This is a genomic window from Caulobacter sp. GW821-FHT09H08, from assembly GCF_059415885.1.
The window spans coordinates 354,514-371,692 of sequence record NZ_JBWKOC010000002.1 but is presented as its reverse complement, the minus strand read 5'-3'; the positions used below and the strand labels follow the sequence as shown (position 1 = coordinate 371,692).

The following is a 17,179-nucleotide window of genomic DNA, read 5'->3' as shown; positions in this document are numbered from 1 at the left end:
CTCAGTGCTTCCAGCGCAGGGTGAGGCCGTAGGTCTTCGGCGCGCCGTACGAGACCAGCACCGATCCGATGACGTCGGACTTGCCGGTTTCGTATAGCTTGTCGCCCAGGTTCTTGCCCCACAGGGCCAGCTCCCAGTTCCCGTCCTGATCGCCGAAGCCGACGCTGGCGTTCAACAGGCCGACGGACGGCTGGTGAGTGCGCGGGTTGGTCTCGTTGTCGAACTCGAAGCTGCCCGTGTAGCTGTAGTTGGCTCGCACGAAGAGGTTCAGCTTGTCGTCGATCGGCTGCTCGAAATTGCCGCCGACGTTGAAGCTGTTCTTCGGGGTCCGGCGAAGCGGGTTGCCCTTCAGGTTGGTCGGGATCGGCACGCTACAGAAGCAGGCCGGATTGTAGGCCAGCTGCGTCGAGATCAGGTCGCCCGTGATCTCACCCTTCATGTAGGTGTAGTTGCCATAGAGGGTCAGGCCGCGCACCGGGGCCAGGATCGTCTCCAGCTCGATGCCTTTCACTCGGGCCGTACCGGCGTTGGCGATCACGTTGTCGGCCGGGAGCTTGGGATCGAAGATCACGAACTGCTGGGTCTGCAGATCCGTGTACTTGGTCAAGAAGCCGGTGACGTTGGCCCGCAGACGGTGATTGAGCCAATCGGACTTGAAGCCCAGCTCGTAGTTCCAGGCGTATTCGGGATTGTAGGCGTTACGCGCCTCGCCGGGGTTGGTGGCGTTCTCGCCGTTCCAGCCGCCGCTCTTGTAGCCCTTCGAAACCAGGGCGTAGGTGTAGATGTCCTGGGTCGCCTGCCAGTGCAGGTTGACGCTCGGCGTCCAGGCCGACCAGGTGTCGCTGTCGCTGGCCGAGAACTTCTTCGTCGGCTTGCCGGCGTCGTCCTCGAAGTCCGCGCCCAGGAAGTCGCCGATGGTCTCGCGATAGGCCGAGAACTTCTTCTTGTCCTTGGTGTAGCGCACGCCGGCGGTGATCCCGGCGGTGTCGGTGAAGTCGTAGCTGCCTTCGACGAAGGCGGCATAGGTGTTCGACTTCATGCGGGTCTGGGCGATGTCCGAGCCCTGGGCGAAATAGTCGACGAAGATGTATTCGGCGTTCTCGGTGCGATCGATGTCCTCATGCAGGTAGTAGAGGCCGGCCATGAAGTTGAACGGGCCGTCCAGCTGCGAGGCGTAGCGAAGCTCCTGTGAGAAGGTCTTGGCCGTCTCGTCCTTGTCGTTGATGTAGTAGTCGTCGTTGAACAGGGCGCGGTTGATCGCGAAGAAGTTCACGCGGCCATCGGCCGTGTAGGCCAGCTTTGTGAAGTCGATGAAGCTGCCGCCGTCGTTGTTGTGGGCCTTGAAGGTGGCTTCGCGATAGGCGGTGATCGACGACAGACGGCCCTTGCCGAGGTCGCGATCGACGCTCAGGTGCACGCCGCCGAGATCGGCGTCCTGCTTGCCGTCGATATTGTTGGGCCCGCGGCGCGGGTCCTTGTTCACGAAAGGCACGTTGTGGGCCGACGGGATCTGGATGTCGATCCAGTGGCCGCCGCCCCTGTGACGGGTCAGATCGCCCGTCAGCAGGATGTCGAGATCGCTCGACGGCTGGTAGCGCAGCTGCGCCAGCACGCCGAAGGCCGACAGGTCCTCCATGTCGGACTTCGTATAGGTGTTGTAGGCGTAGCCGCCGTGCGAGCGGGCCGAGGCCGACAGGCTGCCGGACAGGTTCTCGGTCAGGCCGCCGGAGATCGACGCTTTCAGCTCGACGGTCTTGTAGTTGCCGATCGTGCCCTCGACGCTGGTCGTCGTGTCCTGGGTCGGCTTCTTGGTGACGAAGTTGATCGCCCCGCCGACCACGTTCTTGCCGTACAGCGTGCCCTGCGGGCCGCGCACCACTTCGACCCGCTCGAGGTCGAACAGCTCCATGGCCGTGCCCTGGGCGCGGGACAGGTAGACGTCGTTCAGGAAGAAGCCGACGGCCGGGTTGGACGCGGCGCTCTCGATGTCGGTGCCGATGCCGCGCAGGAAGACGTTCGGCTCGGAAATGTTGTCGGGATTGAGCGTGAAACCCGGGACGCGCGCGGCGATCTCCGAGAACTCGTCCACGCCCTGCTTGGTCAGTGTCTCGGCGCTGAACGCCGCCACCGAGACCGGGGTGCTCTGCAGGCGCTCCTCGCGCTTGCGGGCGGTGACGACGATGTCCTGAATGAGGTTCTCGTTCGCCGCGTTCTGCTCCTGGGCCAGCACCCCCGTGGGCAGCGCCAAGGCAACAGCGCTGGCAACCAGCAAGATCCGGCGACGGTCAGTCTTCGAAAGCTTCATTTTCTATCCCCTCATGCCCCCCAAGCGGGCCGCCGTTCGCCTCCCGTCGCGCCTCTCTGGGCCCATACGGTTTCCTCGAACGGCCTCCGGAAATGCTCCGGAGATGGGTTGAGGCTACGTACCGCTCTCATAGCTGAATAATAATATTGTCATGTTCCACTATATTCGAAACGACATAACGCCGATACGTGATCACGGGAAACGCGAGCGCCCGCGCCACTCTCGCGGCGCGGGCGTCGAAATCGCCTGAAACGTCAATAATTTCAGTAACCTCTGCTTCGATCAACGAGGTCCGCGATAGGCTCGCCGGCGACGTCGCGGGCGATGTTCGCGGCCAAAGTGCGGGCAGCCGTCACCGGGCTCGTCAGGGCCGAGCAGTGGGGCGTGACATCGATACGCGGGTGGTCCCAGAACGGATGGTTTTGCGGCAGTGGCTCCTCGCGGAAAACGTCCAACGTCGCGTGAGCCAGCCGCCCCCCATCAAGGGCCGTCAAGAGGTCACCCTCCACCAGGTGACGCCCGCGCGCGACATTGATCAGGAAGCCGCCAGACGGCATGGCGTCGAAGGTCGAGTTGCGCAAAACGCCCTCGGTCGCCGGGGTCAGCGGCAGCAGGCAGACCAGAATGTCGGTGCGGCTCAACATCGCTTTCAGGCCTTCGTCGCCGGAATAGGTCGTCACGCCCGGCAAGTCGCGGGGCGTTCGGCTCCAGCCCGCCACGTCGAAGCCCAGGGCGACCAGGGCCGCCGCGCAGGAACGCCCCAACTCGCCCAGGCCCAGGATCCCCACCCGCTGATCACGGGCCGCCTTGCAGACCAGTGGCTTCCACGCGCGCTCGCGCTGGGCGGCGGCCAGCTCGGGCATGCGCCGGTGATAGTGCAGGACCCGGTGCAGCACGTATTCGCGCATGCCCTCGCCGAGACTGGGATCGACCATTCGCACCAGGGGCAGGTTGGCGGGCAGTTCGGGATCGGCCAGCAGCAGCTCGACCCCTGCCCCCATCGAGAACAGCACGCGCAGGTTGGTCAGCCCGGCCAGGATCGAGGCCGGGCGCTTCCACAGCAAGGCGTAGTCGATCTCGGCCGGATCGCCCGTCTCGGGCCAGATCCGCAGCTCGACGTCCGGCAAGGCGGCGTTCAGGGCCGACAGCCACGCAGCCTCGTCGATGCCGGCGCAGGCGAAGAGCAGGACGGGTTTCTTGGTCATGACGCTACATATCCCGGGGCGTTGCTATGCGCGGAACGACGAATCCCACGGATGCCGCAAGCGGTCAGAAAGCTTAGCAGGCTGTCGCTGAAGGCGGCCGGCTGTTCGAAGAAGATCGAGTGGCCGCCGTCGAACTCGACCAGGAAGGAATCCGGCGTCCGAGCCTGCACAGCGCGGATGGCCTCGATAGGGAAGATCGGATCGGCCAACCCAGCCATGAAGAGCACACGTTTGCCCGCGCCAATGGCCTCGGGCACGACCAGGCTCGGCCATTCGCCCGTCAGGCCGTGACGGTCGGTGCGGTTGAAGCTGGCCAGGGCTGCGTAGAGCCGCGCCTGGGTGGGCTGCTCGGCTCGGAACGCCGCGTCCAGCACACGCTCCAACTGCGACAGGTCCCGTGTCGCCTCGCGCGCGGCCGCCATGATCGGCGCGACCTCGGCGTCTTCCAGCACGGCGTGCAGGCTGGAGGCCATGACCAGCGCCGCGCAACGCTCGGGATAGGCGGCCGCGAAGGACAGGCAGGTACCGCCGCCCATCGACTGGCCGACCAGGACCACACGCGCGATCGCCAGATGGTCGAGCAAAGCCGCCAAATCCGAAACGAAGCCGCTCCGGCCCAGGCCAGCCACGTCGCTGGACCGACCAAAGCCCCGATGATCGAAGGTGATCACCCGGTACGAGCGCGACAGCGTCTCGACCTGGTGGAACCAACTGGCGTGATTGCCACCCACGCCGTGAGCCAGCACGATGGCGGGGCCTTCGCCGTGGTCCTCGTAGTAGAACTCGTCGTTGTCGATCGTCAGGATCGGCATCAGATCACTCCCATCAGATGACACCCATCAGGCCGCTGAGCTCGGTGACGTGCCTGGCGAAGGCCGGCAGGGCGCGGGTGGTGGCCGGATCGCGCGGGCGCGGCAGGTCGATGGCGATGTCGGCGATGATCCGTCCGGGGCGCGGACTGACGACCAGCACCCGGTCCGACAGCAGCACGGCCTCGGCGATCGAGTGGGTGATCAGGACCACCGTCTTGCGGTCCTCCTGCCAGATGCGCAGCAGCTCCATGTTCAGCCGATCGCGCGTCAGGGCGTCCAGCGCTCCGAACGGCTCGTCCATCAGCAGCATGCGCGGCGACAACATCAGGGCCTGGCCGATGGCCACCCGGTGGCGCATGCCGCCGGACAGCTCGTGCGGATAGCGCGTCTCAAAGCCTTCCAGGCCCAGAGTCTTGATCATCGGCGCGATGTCGATGGCCGAAGCCGCCTTGGCGCCACGCCGGACCTCGACGGCCAGGCGCAGATTGGCCTCGACGGTTTCCCACGGCAGCAGGTTGGAGGTCTGGAACACGACCCCGACATCGTCGCGCGGCTTGCCCACCGGCTCGCCAAACAGGGAGGCCGTTCCTTTGTCATAGCCGGTCAGGCCGGCCAGGATCCGCAGCAGAGTGCTCTTGCCGCAACCCGAGGGGCCGAGGACCGAGACGAACTCCTGGTCGCGGACCTCGATGTCCAGCTCATCCAGGGCCAGGGTTCCCCCCTGCCCGCCCCAGTACTTGGCGACGCCCGCGATGCGGACCGCCGTCAGATCGTGCGCCACCAAACCAGCCTTCCGATGAATTCGACCATGTAGAACAGGGCCAGGGACAGCAGGGTCACCGCGATCAGCGCCGCGAAGCTCAGGGCCGTCTGGGCCGAGCCGGTGGCGGTCAGGATCAGGTTGCCCAGTCCGTTGTTGGAGCCGACGAACTCGCCGACGATCGCGCCGATCACCGCAAGCGGCATGGCCACCTTGCAGCCGTCGACAAAGTTGGGCGCCGCCGCCGGCAGTTGCAGCCGCCGCAGGGTGGTCCAGCGCGAGGCGCCCAGCGCCCGGAAGTGCTCATCCAGATGCGCCGGCACGCCTGCCAGGCCGCCCAGCACCCCGATCAGGATCGGGAAGAAGGCGAACAGGAAGGCCATGGCGATCTTGGCGCTGAAGCCGTAGCCCAGCCAGACGACCATCAGCGGCGCTAGGCCGATTTTCGGCACGCTCTGCAAGGCGACCAGCAGCGGATAGGCCGTGGCCCGCGCCAGCGGCGCGACGTGGACGGTCACAGCCAGCGCCGCGCCCAGGATCGCCGCCAGGGCGAAGCCGCTGACCACTTCGCCCAGGGTGACGAGACCGTTGGACAGCAGCGGCCCGCGCGCCGTCCAAAAGGCCGTGGCCACATCGCTGAGCGGCGGCAGCAGGTAGGTCTTGATCCCCAGTCCTCGCACCGCGCCTTCCCACAGGGCGGCCAGCGCGACAAAAAAGAGAACCGTGACCAGCGGATTGGAAGCGCCCGCCTTCACTTGGGGCCGTCCAGCAGCTTGGTGATCCGGGCCGGCGGCGGCACGACGAAGCGGTCCAGCGACCAGCGATCGAACGTGAAGAGGTCCTTGCCGTCCCAGGTCCGCGCTTCGTGTGGCGGATGCCCTTCGCCGACCTGGATCATGTCGCAGTAGAACTCGACATTGTTGCCGTCGAGGTCACGGAACACGAGGAAGCAGTTGGCCCCGGGGCCGTGCTTGCCGATGCCGCGATCAATCTCGACGCCGCGTTCCTGCAGCATGGCCGCGATCTCGGACATCTCGCCGACGTCGGCGATCTGGTAGGAGAAGTGCTCGACCATAGACTTGCCCGGAACGTGCGCGGCGATCTCGTCGGGCGTCATCTGCAGCAGGGCCAGGTCGTGGTGATCGATGCCGGCCCGCATGAACACCATGCGATCGTCGATCCAGTCCGAGACCTCCAGCCCGACCACGTCGCGATAGAAGGCCATCGAGGCCTGGACGTCGCGGACCTTGAGGACCAGGTGGCCCAGCTTCATGGGCTTGGGGCGATACATCAGCGCGGCTCCAGCAGATCGTTGGTGAAGACGTCGGCGGCGGCCGGCGGGTTCTGCAGGCCATAGGCCTGGCTCAGGAAGGTCACCGCGCCGTCCATCCGGGCGGGGTCGAAGCGCCGGCCGGCGGCCATCAGCTCGCGGGTTTCCAGCAGCTGTTCGCGGGTGACCTTGGGATCGAGGACAGGGTAGCGCTTGACCAGCAAGGCCACGGCCTCGTCGGGATGGTCGCCGGCCCAGGCATAGCCCTTGTAGGTGGCGGCCAGGAACTTGCGGACCAGCTCGGGATCCTTGGCAATGGTGGCGTCGCTGGCCATCACGCCGCTGCCGTAGATATCCAGGCCGAAGCGGTCGTAGGGCAGCACGCCCAGGGTCAGGCCGGCCTCGGCGGCGCGTTTGCGGAACAACGGCAGGCTGTTGCCGCGCCAGCACTCGCCGGCGTCGATCTTGCCCTCGACCAGCGAGGTGACGATCACCGCCGGGTCCAGCTGCATCATCTTCACGCGGGCGGCGTTAACGCCGTTGCGCTTCAGCCAGGCCGGCACGACCACCTGCATGGCCGAGCTTTGCCCGCCGCCGACCGTGAGGCCGACCAGGTCCTGCGGCTTGTCGATCTTGTGGCGCTCGACGATGTAGCAGAGCGCGGCTGGCCAGCGCGTGTTGATCGCCCCGACCATCTTCACGTGGCCGCCCTTCGAGCGGTTGAGGATGACCGAGACCGGGTCGCCATAGCCGAACTGGAACATGCCCTGGTCCAGCTCATTGACCGTGCGCACGCCGCCAAAGCCCCGGGTGACATTTACCGTCAGGCCCTGCTCGGCGTAGAAGCCCTTGTCGATGGCTGCGATCACCCCGCCCATGCTGCCCTGGGGCAGCCACGACATGTTGAAGGTGACGGCGGTCCCGTCCGTCTTGGCCGGTTTGTCGTGGCAGCCGGCCAGGGCCAGCGCCGCGCAGCAAACCGCCGCCAGAAGTCCCAAGCGCCCCATCTCAGGCGCCTTCCGCGACGAGCGGGTTGGAAATCGCGCCGATCAGCTCGATCGAGGCGGTCATCCGGTCGCCCGGCTTCAGGAAAATACCCCGGCCCTTGCCGACGCCCGCCGGCGTGCCCGTGGCGATCAGGTCGCCCGGCCGCAGCTTTCCGAAGGTCGAGAGATAGGCGATTTGCTCGTAGATATTGAAGATCATCTCGGCGCTGGAGCCGTCCTGCATGCTGACGTCGTTGACGCTGAGCCGCAGGCCCAGGTTCATCGGATCAGGAATGCAGGCGTCCGGCACCAGCCACGGACCGAGCGGGCTGAAGGTGTCGTAGCTCTTGCTGCGGAACCAGTCGTGCTTGAACGGAAAGTCGGTGCGGGCGATCTGGTCGCGCGCTGAGACATCGTTGAACACGACATAGCCGGCGATGTAGTCGCGGGCGTTCTCGACTGAGATCCGATGGCCTTCGCGGCCGATCACCACGCCCAATTCGACTTCCCAGTCGGCCTGGGTGACGTGGCAGGGGATGACGACGTCGTCCTCGGCGCCGACGACCGACTCCGTGGACTTCAGGAAGACATACGGCGCGCTGTCGACCTTGGCGGCCAGCGCGGTCTTCATCTCGCTGGCGTGGTCGACGAAGTTCGAAGCCGTGCAGAACAGACGGCGCGGCTTGAACGGAGCCAGCGGCGTGGCGCTGAGCGGCTCCACGCCCGAGGCGGCGACGCCGGCGGCGATGCGGGCCAGGATCGGCTGTGTCCTAGCCCAATCCGCCAGAGCCGCGTCGACGGTGTCGATCCCCGCGTCGATCCCCACGGCGGCCTGGACCTTGGCCAGGTCGAACATCACGCTGTCGACGACAATGGCTGGGCGCGGACCCTCGCCGGATTCGTAGGTGGCGATCGCGAACCAAGGCGCCGTCATGCGGTATTCTCCCCTTCGGGCGGTGCGCCCGTTGGGGAGAACGATAATCGTATAGCTAGATGGTTTTGATCTACCGTTTCGGAATATCGGTTCCGTATTTTCCTATACGCCTCAGGCCATGAAGACCCGCCAGGCCATGCGCATCGCCACGACCATCAGGAAGCCGCCAAACGCCATGCCCAGCTGCCGCTTGCTCAAGCGGTGCGCCAGCGCCGCGCCCCAGGGCGCCGCGATCCAGGTCGAGGGTGCGATCAGCGCGAAGCCGACCAGGCTGACATAGCCCAGGCTGCCGAACGGCAGGCGCGGATCGCCCCAGCCGCCGATCACATAGCCGATCGTGCCGGGGATACTGATCAGCAGGCCGAACAACGACGCCGTCCCCACCGCTCTATGGATCGGCCAGGAGCACAGGGTCAGGATCGGCACGCTGAGCGTCCCGCCGCCGATGCCCATCATGCTCGAGGTCGCCCCGACGGCCAGAGGTACGACCTGGCCGACCGGTCCCTGCGGCTCGCGCTTGGCCAAGGTGAAGCCGTCCAGCGGCAGCAACATCTTCAGCGCCACGACGAAGGCGACCGTGGCGAACACCGCCGACAGCACAGCGCCCTTCACATGCGCGGCCAGCAGAGCGCCGCTGATCGAGCCGATCAATATCGCCAGCCCCCAGCGCTTGATCAGAGCGTCATCGACCGCACCCTTGGCCCGGTGACTGCGCGAGGAGGACAGCGAGGTGGGGATGATCGTCGCCAGCGATGTCGCCACCGCCAAGTGCATCCGCACGCCCGGATCCACACCCACCATGCCTAGGGCCGTATCGAGCACGGGCACCAGCACGATGCCGCCGCCAACACCGAGCAGGCCGGCGATCACGCCGCCGAACAGACCGGCCGCGATCATCGCCGCCGCCATGGCGACCATCGCCGAGATATCCATCGTCATCGCTTTCCCCTCCAATGAACTGGCTCCGCGCTAGCGCCAATTCACGGCGGGGAAATCTACCAATCACCGCCGGCGGTATTCCGTTTCGGTGATAGCGATGCGTTCCATTCTTATTTTTCCGACATAGAGAGCCGAGGTAGCCAAGGACCATGACCCTGAACATTGGCATTGCCGGATTCGGCACTATCGGAAGCGTCGTCGCCCAGCGTCTGGTCGGCGACATCCCTGGCATGAAGCTCGCCGCCGTGTCGGCCGGCCGCAAGGACGTCGCCGAGCAGAGGCTCGCCAGTCTCGGCCTCTTGGCGCCGGTCGTCTCACCGGAGGAACTGGCCCAGCTCTGCGACGTGATCGTGGAGTGCGCGCCGACGCCCGCCTTCCGCTCCATCGCCGATCCGGCCATGGCCGCCGGCCGCGTGCTGCTGACCGTCAGCGGCGCGGCCCTGCTGGATCACCCGGACCTCGTCGACCGCGCCAAGGCTGGCGGTGGGCGGATCATCCTGGCCACCGGCGCCCTGCTCGGCTTCGACGCCGTGCGCGCCGCCGCCGAGGGCCAGATCCACTCCGTCCGCATGGTCACCCGCAAGCCGCCACGCTCGCTGAAGACCGCCAAGTACGTGGTCGAGAACAACATAGACCTCGAAAACCTCGACGCGCCGCTGCGACTGTTCGCCGGCACTGCCCGCGAGGGCGCGCGCGCCTTTCCCGCCAACGTCAATGTCGCCGCGGCGCTGGGCCTGGCGGGCGTCGGGCCCGATCGCACCGAGCTCGAGATCTGGGCCGACCCGACCAAGACCCGCAACTGCCACCGCATCGAGGTCGACGCCGACAGCGCCCGCCTGGCGCTGGAAATCGAGAACGTTCCCACCGACGAGAACCCCGGCACCGGGCGGATCACCGCCCTCAGCCTGATCGCCGCCCTGCGCGGCATGACCGCGCCCCTGCGCGTCGGCAGCTAATCCCAGAAGGACCGCCCATGACCGTCCCCCTCAAGCACGTCGCCATCGCCTCGAACGATCCGGACAACGCCTCGAAGTTCTTCGTCGAGGTGCTGGGCTGGACCATCGCCGGCAAGATCGATAGCCGCAACGCGCGCGGCTACTACGTCACCGACGGCGCCATCAACATCGCCCTGCTGAACTTCAAGAACCGGCCCGCCGCCGGCATGGAGTTCCCCGAGGGCTACGCCGGCCTGCACCACCTGGGCTTCCAGTGCGACGACATCGCCGAAGTGGTCGATCGCTTCGAGAACTCGGGCTTCGCGCCGCGCCATGACGTCAACATCGCCCAAGGCCTGGGCATGAACCCGCACAAGGACAATGCCGAGTACAAGATGACCGGCCCCGAGAACGTGATGATCGACGTCTCGGAACGCGGCTGGGCCGGCACCGACACCTACAAGGGCAAGCCGCCGGCATGACGGACCAAGCCTTTGCGCCTATGACGAACGCCATGTCCGAGACCCTCTCCCGCGCCGCCGCTCAGGCGATGGACGCCGCCGATCCGCTGGCCGCCTTCGTCGAGGAATTCGCCCTGCCCGAGGGCGTCGTCTACCTGAACGGCAACTCGCTGGGCCCCGCGCCCAAGGCCGCCCTGACGCGGGTCGCGCAGTCGGCCCAGGAAGAGTGGTCCGAAGGATTGATCACCAGCTGGAACAAGGCCGGCTGGTTCGCCCTGCCGTATCGCCTCGGCGATCGCCTGGCCGACCTGATCGGCGCCGCGCCCGGCGAAGTGGTTGTCACTGACGGAACCAGCCTGAACCTCTTCCGTGTCGTCTCCGCGGCCCTGGCCCTGCGCCCGGACCGCAGGGTGATCGTCATGGAGGGCAGCAACTTCCCGACCAACAACTACATGGTCCAAGGCCTGGTCGCCTCGCTGGGCAAGGGTCACGAGATCCGCTTCGCCGAGAAGGACGCCATCAACGCCGCCATCGACGACGATGTCGCCGCTGTCGTCCTGACCCACGCCCACTACAAATCAGCCCACGTGCTGGATATGGCCGGCATCACCGCCAAGGCCCATGCCCACGGCGCCCTGGCCATCTGGGACCTGTGCCATAGCGCCGGCGCCATGCCCGTCGACCTGAACGGCTGCGAGGCCGACTTCGCGGTCGGCTGCACTTACAAATACCTGAACGGCGGTCCGGGCAGCCCGGCCTTCCTGTTCGTAGCCGGTCGCCATCAGGGCGCGGCGGCCCAGCCCCTGACCGGCTGGTGGGGCCATGGCGCGCCGTTCGCCTTCGACCGCGACTATCGTCCCGCCGAGGGCATCGGCCGCATGCTGACCGGCACCCAGCCGATCCTCAGCATGGTCGCCGTCGAGGCCGGTCTCGACCTGGCCGAGCGCGCCGGCACGGCCGCCATCCGCGCCAAGTCGCGGGCCTTGGGGCAGTTGTTCCAGGACCTGATGGCGGCGCGACTGCCAGGTGCCGGCTTTACGCTGGGCAGCCCGGCCGACGCTGCGGATCGCGGCGGTCACATCGCCTACGACCACGCCTCGGGCTATCCGATCATGAAAGCCCTGATCGCGCGGGGCATGATCGGCGACTTCCGGGCGCCGTCGACCATGCGCTTCGGCTTCGCGCCGCTGCACCTGCGCTTCGTCGATGTTTGGGACGCGGTCGACCGCCTGGTCCAGATCGTCGAGCAGGAGATCTGGCGCGACCCGGCCTACGCCGCCGTCGACGCCGTGACCTGAGACTAAAGGGGCGGCGTCAGCCGCCCCTTTGCGCCGCCTCGATGTCCGCCGCGACCTGACGCAGGATCTTCAGGAAATAGGCCGTCGCCGGCGAGACCTGCGGGCTGACCCGCACCGTCACCCCGACCGCGCTCGGCCCCACCTCGAACCCGATCGGCAGGCGCACCAGACCCGGCTGGGCCTCCACGATCTGATAGGGCACGGCGCCGACCATGTCCGAGGCCTGCAGCACCGAATAGTTGGTCAGCAGCGACACCGACTCCACCGTCCGCGCCGGCAGTTCCAGGCCCGCCTTGCGGAAGCAATCCTCCAATTGCCGGCGCAGCGAAGTCTGCGGCGGCGGCATGATCCAGTCCTGGGTCTGCAGGTCCTTGAGGCTGACCGTGGCGCGCGCCGCCAGGGGGTGGCCTGCCCGCGCCACGATCGAAACCGGCTCGCTGTAGAGCAGTTCCTGCTCCAGCCCCTCGCGGTCGCGATACTCCGGCAACCGTCCCAGCACCATGTCGAGATCGCCGACGCGCAGCATCGGCATCAGGCGCTCGTCGGTGCCTTCGACGACCGAAACGCTGATCCCGGGCCGCTCACGCCGCAGGGCGACGATGCTGCGGGGAAGCAGCGTTGGCGAAGCCGCCAGCAGGGTGCCGACCACGATCTTGCCCGTGGTCCCCTGCCCCAGCGAACTCAGCTCCTCGCTGGCGTGGCGCACCTGGGCCAGGATCAGCTTGGCGTGGCGGATGACGATCTCGCCGGCCAGCGTCAGGGACACGCCCCGCGACGAGCGCTCGAAAAGCTGGATGTCCAGCGTCTCTTCCAGGTCGCGGATCATCTTGGTGGCGGCGGGCTGGGCGATGTTCAGCATGGCCGAGGCCCGCAGGATGTTCTGCTGCTCGCCGACCGTGATCAGCAGCTTCAGCTGCCGCAGCTTGAGCCGGGCCAGCAGACGGCTTTCCACCACCTGCGGGCTTGGAGGGGACTGCGCCACCAGCGGCTCCTTCTATCATCGAACGGTTATAACCTGGCTTTGAAATATTATTTTCGCGCTATACCCGCAAGACCTAACGTCCCCTCGATGACTTCCCAATATCCCTTCGCGACGCGCACTTTGCCGAACTATATCGGCGGCCGGTTCGAGACCGGGGCGACGTCCTTTCCCGTGATCAATCCGGTCGACGGCAAGGTCCTGAGCCAGGTGGCTCTGGCCGACCGCGACGCCGTCGACGCCGCCGTCCAGGCCGCTCGGCAAGCCTTGAAAGGCCCTTGGGGAACCATGCCCCAGGCCCAGCGGCTGGCCCTGCTGAACAAGGTCGCCGATGGCATCGAGGCCCGCTACGAAGACTTCGTCGCCGCCGAGATCGCCGACACCGGCAAGTCGCTGCACCAGGCGACCACGATCGACATTCCGCGCGGCGCGGCCAACTTCCGGGCTTTCGCGGCCCTGGCCCAAGGCCGGTCGATGCCGAGCTTCATGACCGACACCCCGGACGGCAAGGGCGCGCTGAACTACAGCATCGCCAAGCCGCTGGGCGTGGTGGCCGTGGTCTCGCCCTGGAACCTGCCGCTGCTGTTGCTGACCTGGAAGCTGGCCCCGGCCCTGGCCTGCGGCAACACCGTGGTCGCCAAGCCCTCGGAAGAGACCCCCTCGACCGCGACGCTGCTGGCCGAGGTCATGCACGAGGCCGGCATCCCGCCCGGCGTCTTCAACCTAGTCCATGGCTTCGGCGGCGGATCGACCGGCGAGTGGCTGGTCTCCCATCCCGACATCGACGCCATCACCTTCACCGGCGAGTCCGCGACGGGTTCGGCGATCATGCGGGCGGCGTCCGAGGGCGTGAAGCCGCTGTCGTTCGAACTGGGCGGCAAGAACGCCGCCATCGTCTTCGCCGACGCCGACTTCGAGGCGGCCATGGCCGGTACGATGCGCTCGGTGTTCTCCAACTGCGGCCAGGTCTGCCTGTGCTCGGAGCGGGTCTATGTCGAGCGCCCGATCTTCGACCGCTTCGTCGCCGAGCTGGCCAAGCGGGCCAAGGCCCTGAAGGTCGGACGCCCGCACGACGGCGCCGACATGGGGCCGCTGATCTCGCATCAACATCGCGACAAGGTGCTCAGCTACTACCGCCTGGCCGTCGAGGAAGGCGCGACCGTCGTCACCGGCGGCGGCGCGCCCCACTTCGGCGACGAGCGCGACGGTGGCTCGTTCATCGAGCCGACAATCCTCACCGGTCTCCCCGATAATGCCCGCTGCGTGCAGGAGGAGATCTTCGGTCCCGTCTGCCACATCGCGCCGTTCGATCGCGAGGGCGAGGTCGTCGAGCGCGCCAACGACACCCGCTACGGCCTGGCCGCCGCGATCTGGACCACCGACCTGCAACGCGCTCACCGCGTCGCGCGGGCCATGGAGGTCGGGGTGGTCTGGGTCAACGACTGGTTCCTGCGCGACCTGCGCACCCCGTTCGGCGGCGTGAAGCTGTCAGGCGTCGGTCGCGAAGGCGGCGCCCACTCCCTCGATTTCTATTCCGAGCCGGTGAACATATGTGTGAAGTTGTGACCCTCGACGCGATCGCCGAGCGGCTCGACACGGCCGCCCGCACCACCCGCGCCACCCATCAGATCACCCACGACGATCCCGCGTTTTCGCTGGCCGACGCCTACGCGACGCAAGGCCGCCTGATCGATCTGCGGATTGCGCGGGGCGAACGCCTGGTTGGCGTGAAGATGGGTTTCACCAGCCGCGCCAAGGCGCTGCAGATGGGCGTCGATGACGTTATCTGGGGCCGCCTGACCGACGAGATGGAAACAGCGGAGGGTGGTCAGCTGGACCTGGCGCGCTTCGTCCACCCGCGCATCGAGCCGGAAGTCGCCTTCCGCCTGAGCCGTCGCCTGTCGGGTCCGGTGGATCGCGCCGAGGCCGCCGCAGCGGTTGAAGCGGTCGCGCCGGCGCTGGAGATCATCGACAGCCGCTACGCCGACTTCAAGTTCGCCCTGGCCGACGTCGTGGCCGACAACAGCTCATCCTCGGCCTTCGTGCTGGGCGCGTGGCGCGAGCCTCTGGCCGACTTGTCGGACATCGCCATGACCATGGCCTTCGACGGCGTCGCCGTTCAGTCGGGCTCGACCGCCGCCATCCTGGACGATCCTCTCAACGCCCTTTGCGCCGCCGCGCGGCTGGCGGGCCAAGCCGGGCTTTCCCTTGAGCCGGGCTGGATCGTCCTGGCGGGCGCTGCAACCCCCGCCGAAGCCCTCAAGTCCGGCGTCTCCGTGACGCTGGACGCCGGCCCGCTGGGCCAGGTTGGAGTTCACGTCGCATGACCGAGGCGCGCGTCATCCCAGGCCGGGCCGTTCCCCGAGGCCGCTTCCCACACTGGCGGCGAGCCGGCGACTTCATCTTCGTGTCGGGCGCCAGCTCGCGCCGGCCGGACAACAGCTTCGCCGGCGCCGAGGTCGACGCCTTCGGCGCCACGACCCTGGACATCCGCGCCCAGACCCGCGCCGTGATCGAGAACATCGGCGAGATCCTGGCCGACGCCGGCTCCAGCCTAGCCGACCTGGTCGACGTGACGACCTTCCTCGTCAACATGAACGACTTCCGCGGTTACAACGAAACCTATGCCGAGTTCTTCGACGAAACCGGCCCGGCCCGCACGACGGTCGCCGTCCACCAGCTGCCTCATCCGCATCTCCTGATAGAGATTAAGGCGACGGCCTACGCGCCGATCCGCCACGGAGACGAGCCATGCTGACCTACGGTCGCCCTTTCAACTTCGCCGCCTGGATCGAGGAGCATCGGCATCTGCTGAAGCCGCCGGTCGGCAATGCGCAGATCTGGTCCAACGCCGACTTCATCGTCACCGTGGTCGGCGGCCCCAACGCGCGCAGCGACTATCATGTCGATCCGCTGGAAGAGTTCTTCTACCAGCTGGAAGGCGACATGACGCTGCGGATCTGGGGCGAGGACGGTCCCGAGGACGTCGAGATCAAGGCCGGCGACATCTTCCTGTTGCCGCCGAACGTCCCGCACTCCCCGCAGCGCCCGGTCCCCGGCAGCATCGGCCTCGTCATCGAGCGCCAGCGCCCCGAAGGCCTGATCGACGCCTTCCAGTGGTACTGCGGCGAGTGCTTCGAGGTCGTGCACCGGTTCGAGGTGCAATTGGCCAGCATCGTCGACGACCTGCCGCCGCTGTTCCGCCGCTTCTACGAAAGCGACGAGCTTCGCACCTGCAAGCAATGCGGCGCGCTGCATCCCGGCAAAATCCAACACATCGAAAAACCAAGAAAAACATGACGCTGGCAGTAGACATTCACAGCCATTTCCTGCCCGAGACGTGGCCGGATTTCGAAGCTCGCTTCGGCACGCCCGACTGGCCCTGGCTGAAGCACTATGGCGACGGCCGCGGCATGATCATGGTGGGGAACAAGGAGTTCCGCCCCGTGGAGGACGACCTCTGGAGCGGCGAAAAGCGCCTGGAGGCGATGGACGCCCACGGCATCGACATCCAGGTGATGTCCGCCACGCCGGTCCTGTTCGCCTACGGCCGACCGGTCGAGCACGCCAGCCAAGTCGCCCGGATCTTCAACGACGCGGCGCGCGACATCTGCGCCACCGATCCCAAGCGGCTGAAGTCGATCTGCCAGGTTCCCCTGCAGAACACCGACGCGGCGTGCCGGGAGCTGGAGCACGCCATGGCCAGCGGCCACGTCGGCGTGCAGATCGGCAATCACGTCGGCAACCGCAATCTCGACGACGAAGGCCTGATCACCTTCCTGCAGCACTGCGCCTCGCTCAACGCGGCCGTGCTGGTGCACCCCTGGGACATGATGTCCCCCGAGCGGATGCCCAAATACATGATGTCCTGGCTGGTCGGCATGCCCGCCGAGACCCAGCTGTCGATCCTGTCGCTGATCCTGTCGGGCGCTTTCGAGCGGCTGCCCAAGTCGCTGCGGATCTGCTTCGCCCACGGCGGCGGCAGCTTCGCCTTCCTGCTGGGCCGGGTCGACAACGCCTGGCTCAATCGCGACATCGTCCGGGGAGATTGTCCCAACCTCCCCTCCACCTATGTCGATCGCTTCTATGTCGACTCGGCCGTGTTCAACGCCGACGCCCTGGCCCTGCTGATCAAGGTCATGGGCGAGGATCGGGTGGTGCTAGGCTCGGACTATCCCTTCCCGCTGGGAGAGCAGGTCGTGGGCCAGCTGATCCGCGACCAACCCGACATCACCCCCGCCTTGCGCGCCAAGCTGATGGGCCTGAACGCCGCGCATTTCCTGGGCCTGGAGTAA

The 17,179-nt window shown here is 67.0% G+C and carries 18 protein-coding genes; 8 read left to right on the top strand and 10 right to left on the bottom strand.

Features of this window, described 5'->3' with window-relative positions:
- Position 1 precedes the first annotated feature (1 nt).
- From AC07NN_RS07020 to AC07NN_RS06980, 9 genes are all read right to left on the bottom strand, one after another.
- The gene (locus AC07NN_RS07020) at positions 2–2,305 is read right to left on the bottom strand and encodes a TonB-dependent receptor (RefSeq protein ID WP_494638917.1); all 2,304 of its coding nucleotides are present in this window, start codon (positions 2,303–2,305) and stop codon (positions 2–4) included.
- A 263-nt stretch (positions 2,306–2,568) separates the two neighbouring features.
- The gene (locus AC07NN_RS07015) at positions 2,569–3,510 is read right to left on the bottom strand and encodes a 2-hydroxyacid dehydrogenase (protein WP_494638915.1); all 942 of its coding nucleotides are present in this window, start codon (positions 3,508–3,510) and stop codon (positions 2,569–2,571) included.
- Positions 3,507–4,322 (bottom strand): alpha/beta fold hydrolase, encoded by an 816-nt coding sequence (locus AC07NN_RS07010; protein WP_494638913.1) that lies wholly within the window; start codon positions 4,320–4,322, stop codon positions 3,507–3,509. The genes AC07NN_RS07015 and AC07NN_RS07010 overlap by 4 nt, the downstream gene beginning before the upstream one ends.
- A gap of 13 nt (positions 4,323–4,335) precedes the next feature.
- Positions 4,336–5,103: an ABC transporter ATP-binding protein gene (locus AC07NN_RS07005; protein WP_494638911.1), complete on the bottom strand. Its 768-nt coding sequence runs from the start codon at positions 5,101–5,103 to the stop codon at positions 4,336–4,338.
- A complete protein-coding gene (locus tag AC07NN_RS07000; RefSeq protein ID WP_494638909.1) occupies positions 5,088–5,837 on the bottom strand; it encodes an ABC transporter permease in 750 nt (249 codons plus the stop codon). Before AC07NN_RS07000 ends, AC07NN_RS07005 begins: the two co-directional genes overlap by 16 nt.
- The gene (locus AC07NN_RS06995) at positions 5,834–6,373 is read right to left on the bottom strand and encodes a VOC family protein (protein WP_494638907.1); all 540 of its coding nucleotides are present in this window, start codon (positions 6,371–6,373) and stop codon (positions 5,834–5,836) included. Before AC07NN_RS06995 ends, AC07NN_RS07000 begins: the two co-directional genes overlap by 4 nt.
- A complete protein-coding gene (locus tag AC07NN_RS06990; protein WP_494638905.1) occupies positions 6,373–7,359 on the bottom strand; it encodes an ABC transporter substrate-binding protein in 987 nt (328 codons plus the stop codon). Before AC07NN_RS06990 ends, AC07NN_RS06995 begins: the two co-directional genes overlap by 1 nt.
- Position 7,360: 1 nt before the next feature.
- Positions 7,361–8,272 (bottom strand): fumarylacetoacetate hydrolase family protein, encoded by a 912-nt coding sequence (locus tag AC07NN_RS06985; RefSeq protein ID WP_494638903.1) that lies wholly within the window; start codon positions 8,270–8,272, stop codon positions 7,361–7,363.
- Between the two features lie 111 nt (positions 8,273–8,383).
- Positions 8,384–9,211, bottom strand: coding sequence for a sulfite exporter TauE/SafE family protein (locus AC07NN_RS06980; RefSeq protein WP_494638901.1), 828 nt, complete (start codon positions 9,209–9,211; stop codon positions 8,384–8,386).
- Between the two features lie 149 nt (positions 9,212–9,360).
- Between AC07NN_RS06980 and AC07NN_RS06975 the strand changes: the two genes are divergently transcribed.
- From AC07NN_RS06975 to kynU, 3 genes are read left to right on the top strand one after another with little or no spacing between them, the layout of a single operon-like run.
- On the top strand, positions 9,361–10,167 hold the full coding sequence (locus AC07NN_RS06975) for an aspartate dehydrogenase (protein ID WP_494638899.1): 807 nt from the start codon (positions 9,361–9,363) through the stop codon (positions 10,165–10,167).
- Between the two features lie 17 nt (positions 10,168–10,184).
- Entirely contained in the window at positions 10,185–10,628 is a 444-nt protein-coding gene (locus tag AC07NN_RS06970) for a VOC family protein (protein ID WP_494638897.1), read from the top strand.
- Positions 10,629–10,660: 32 nt separating this feature from the next.
- Positions 10,661–11,905 (top strand): kynureninase, encoded by a 1,245-nt coding sequence (gene kynU / locus AC07NN_RS06965; RefSeq protein WP_494638895.1) that lies wholly within the window; start codon positions 10,661–10,663, stop codon positions 11,903–11,905.
- A 16-nt stretch (positions 11,906–11,921) separates the two neighbouring features.
- Here kynU and AC07NN_RS06960 read toward each other — a convergent pair whose 3' ends face one another.
- A complete protein-coding gene (locus tag AC07NN_RS06960; protein WP_494638893.1) occupies positions 11,922–12,887 on the bottom strand; it encodes a LysR substrate-binding domain-containing protein in 966 nt (321 codons plus the stop codon).
- 87 nt (positions 12,888–12,974) lie between these two features.
- Here AC07NN_RS06960 and AC07NN_RS06955 point away from each other — a divergent pair, with 87 nt between their 5' ends.
- Genes AC07NN_RS06955 through AC07NN_RS06935 form a run of 5 tightly spaced genes read left to right on the top strand, consistent with a single transcriptional unit; the run spans position 12,975 to position 17,179 of the window.
- The gene (locus tag AC07NN_RS06955; protein WP_494638891.1) at positions 12,975–14,450 is read left to right on the top strand and encodes a 2-hydroxymuconic semialdehyde dehydrogenase; all 1,476 of its coding nucleotides are present in this window, start codon (positions 12,975–12,977) and stop codon (positions 14,448–14,450) included.
- On the top strand, positions 14,447–15,211 hold the full coding sequence (locus AC07NN_RS06950; RefSeq protein WP_494638890.1) for a 2-keto-4-pentenoate hydratase: 765 nt from the start codon (positions 14,447–14,449) through the stop codon (positions 15,209–15,211). Before AC07NN_RS06955 ends, AC07NN_RS06950 begins: the two co-directional genes overlap by 4 nt.
- Positions 15,208–15,642 (top strand): RidA family protein, encoded by a 435-nt coding sequence (locus tag AC07NN_RS06945; RefSeq protein ID WP_494638888.1) that lies wholly within the window; start codon positions 15,208–15,210, stop codon positions 15,640–15,642. The genes AC07NN_RS06950 and AC07NN_RS06945 overlap by 4 nt, the downstream gene beginning before the upstream one ends.
- On the top strand, positions 15,636–16,184 hold the full coding sequence (locus AC07NN_RS06940; RefSeq protein ID WP_494638886.1) for a 3-hydroxyanthranilate 3,4-dioxygenase: 549 nt from the start codon (positions 15,636–15,638) through the stop codon (positions 16,182–16,184). Before AC07NN_RS06945 ends, AC07NN_RS06940 begins: the two co-directional genes overlap by 7 nt.
- Positions 16,181–17,179, top strand: a complete 999-nt coding sequence (locus tag AC07NN_RS06935) for an amidohydrolase family protein (RefSeq protein WP_494638884.1) — start codon at positions 16,181–16,183, stop codon at positions 17,177–17,179. Before AC07NN_RS06940 ends, AC07NN_RS06935 begins: the two co-directional genes overlap by 4 nt.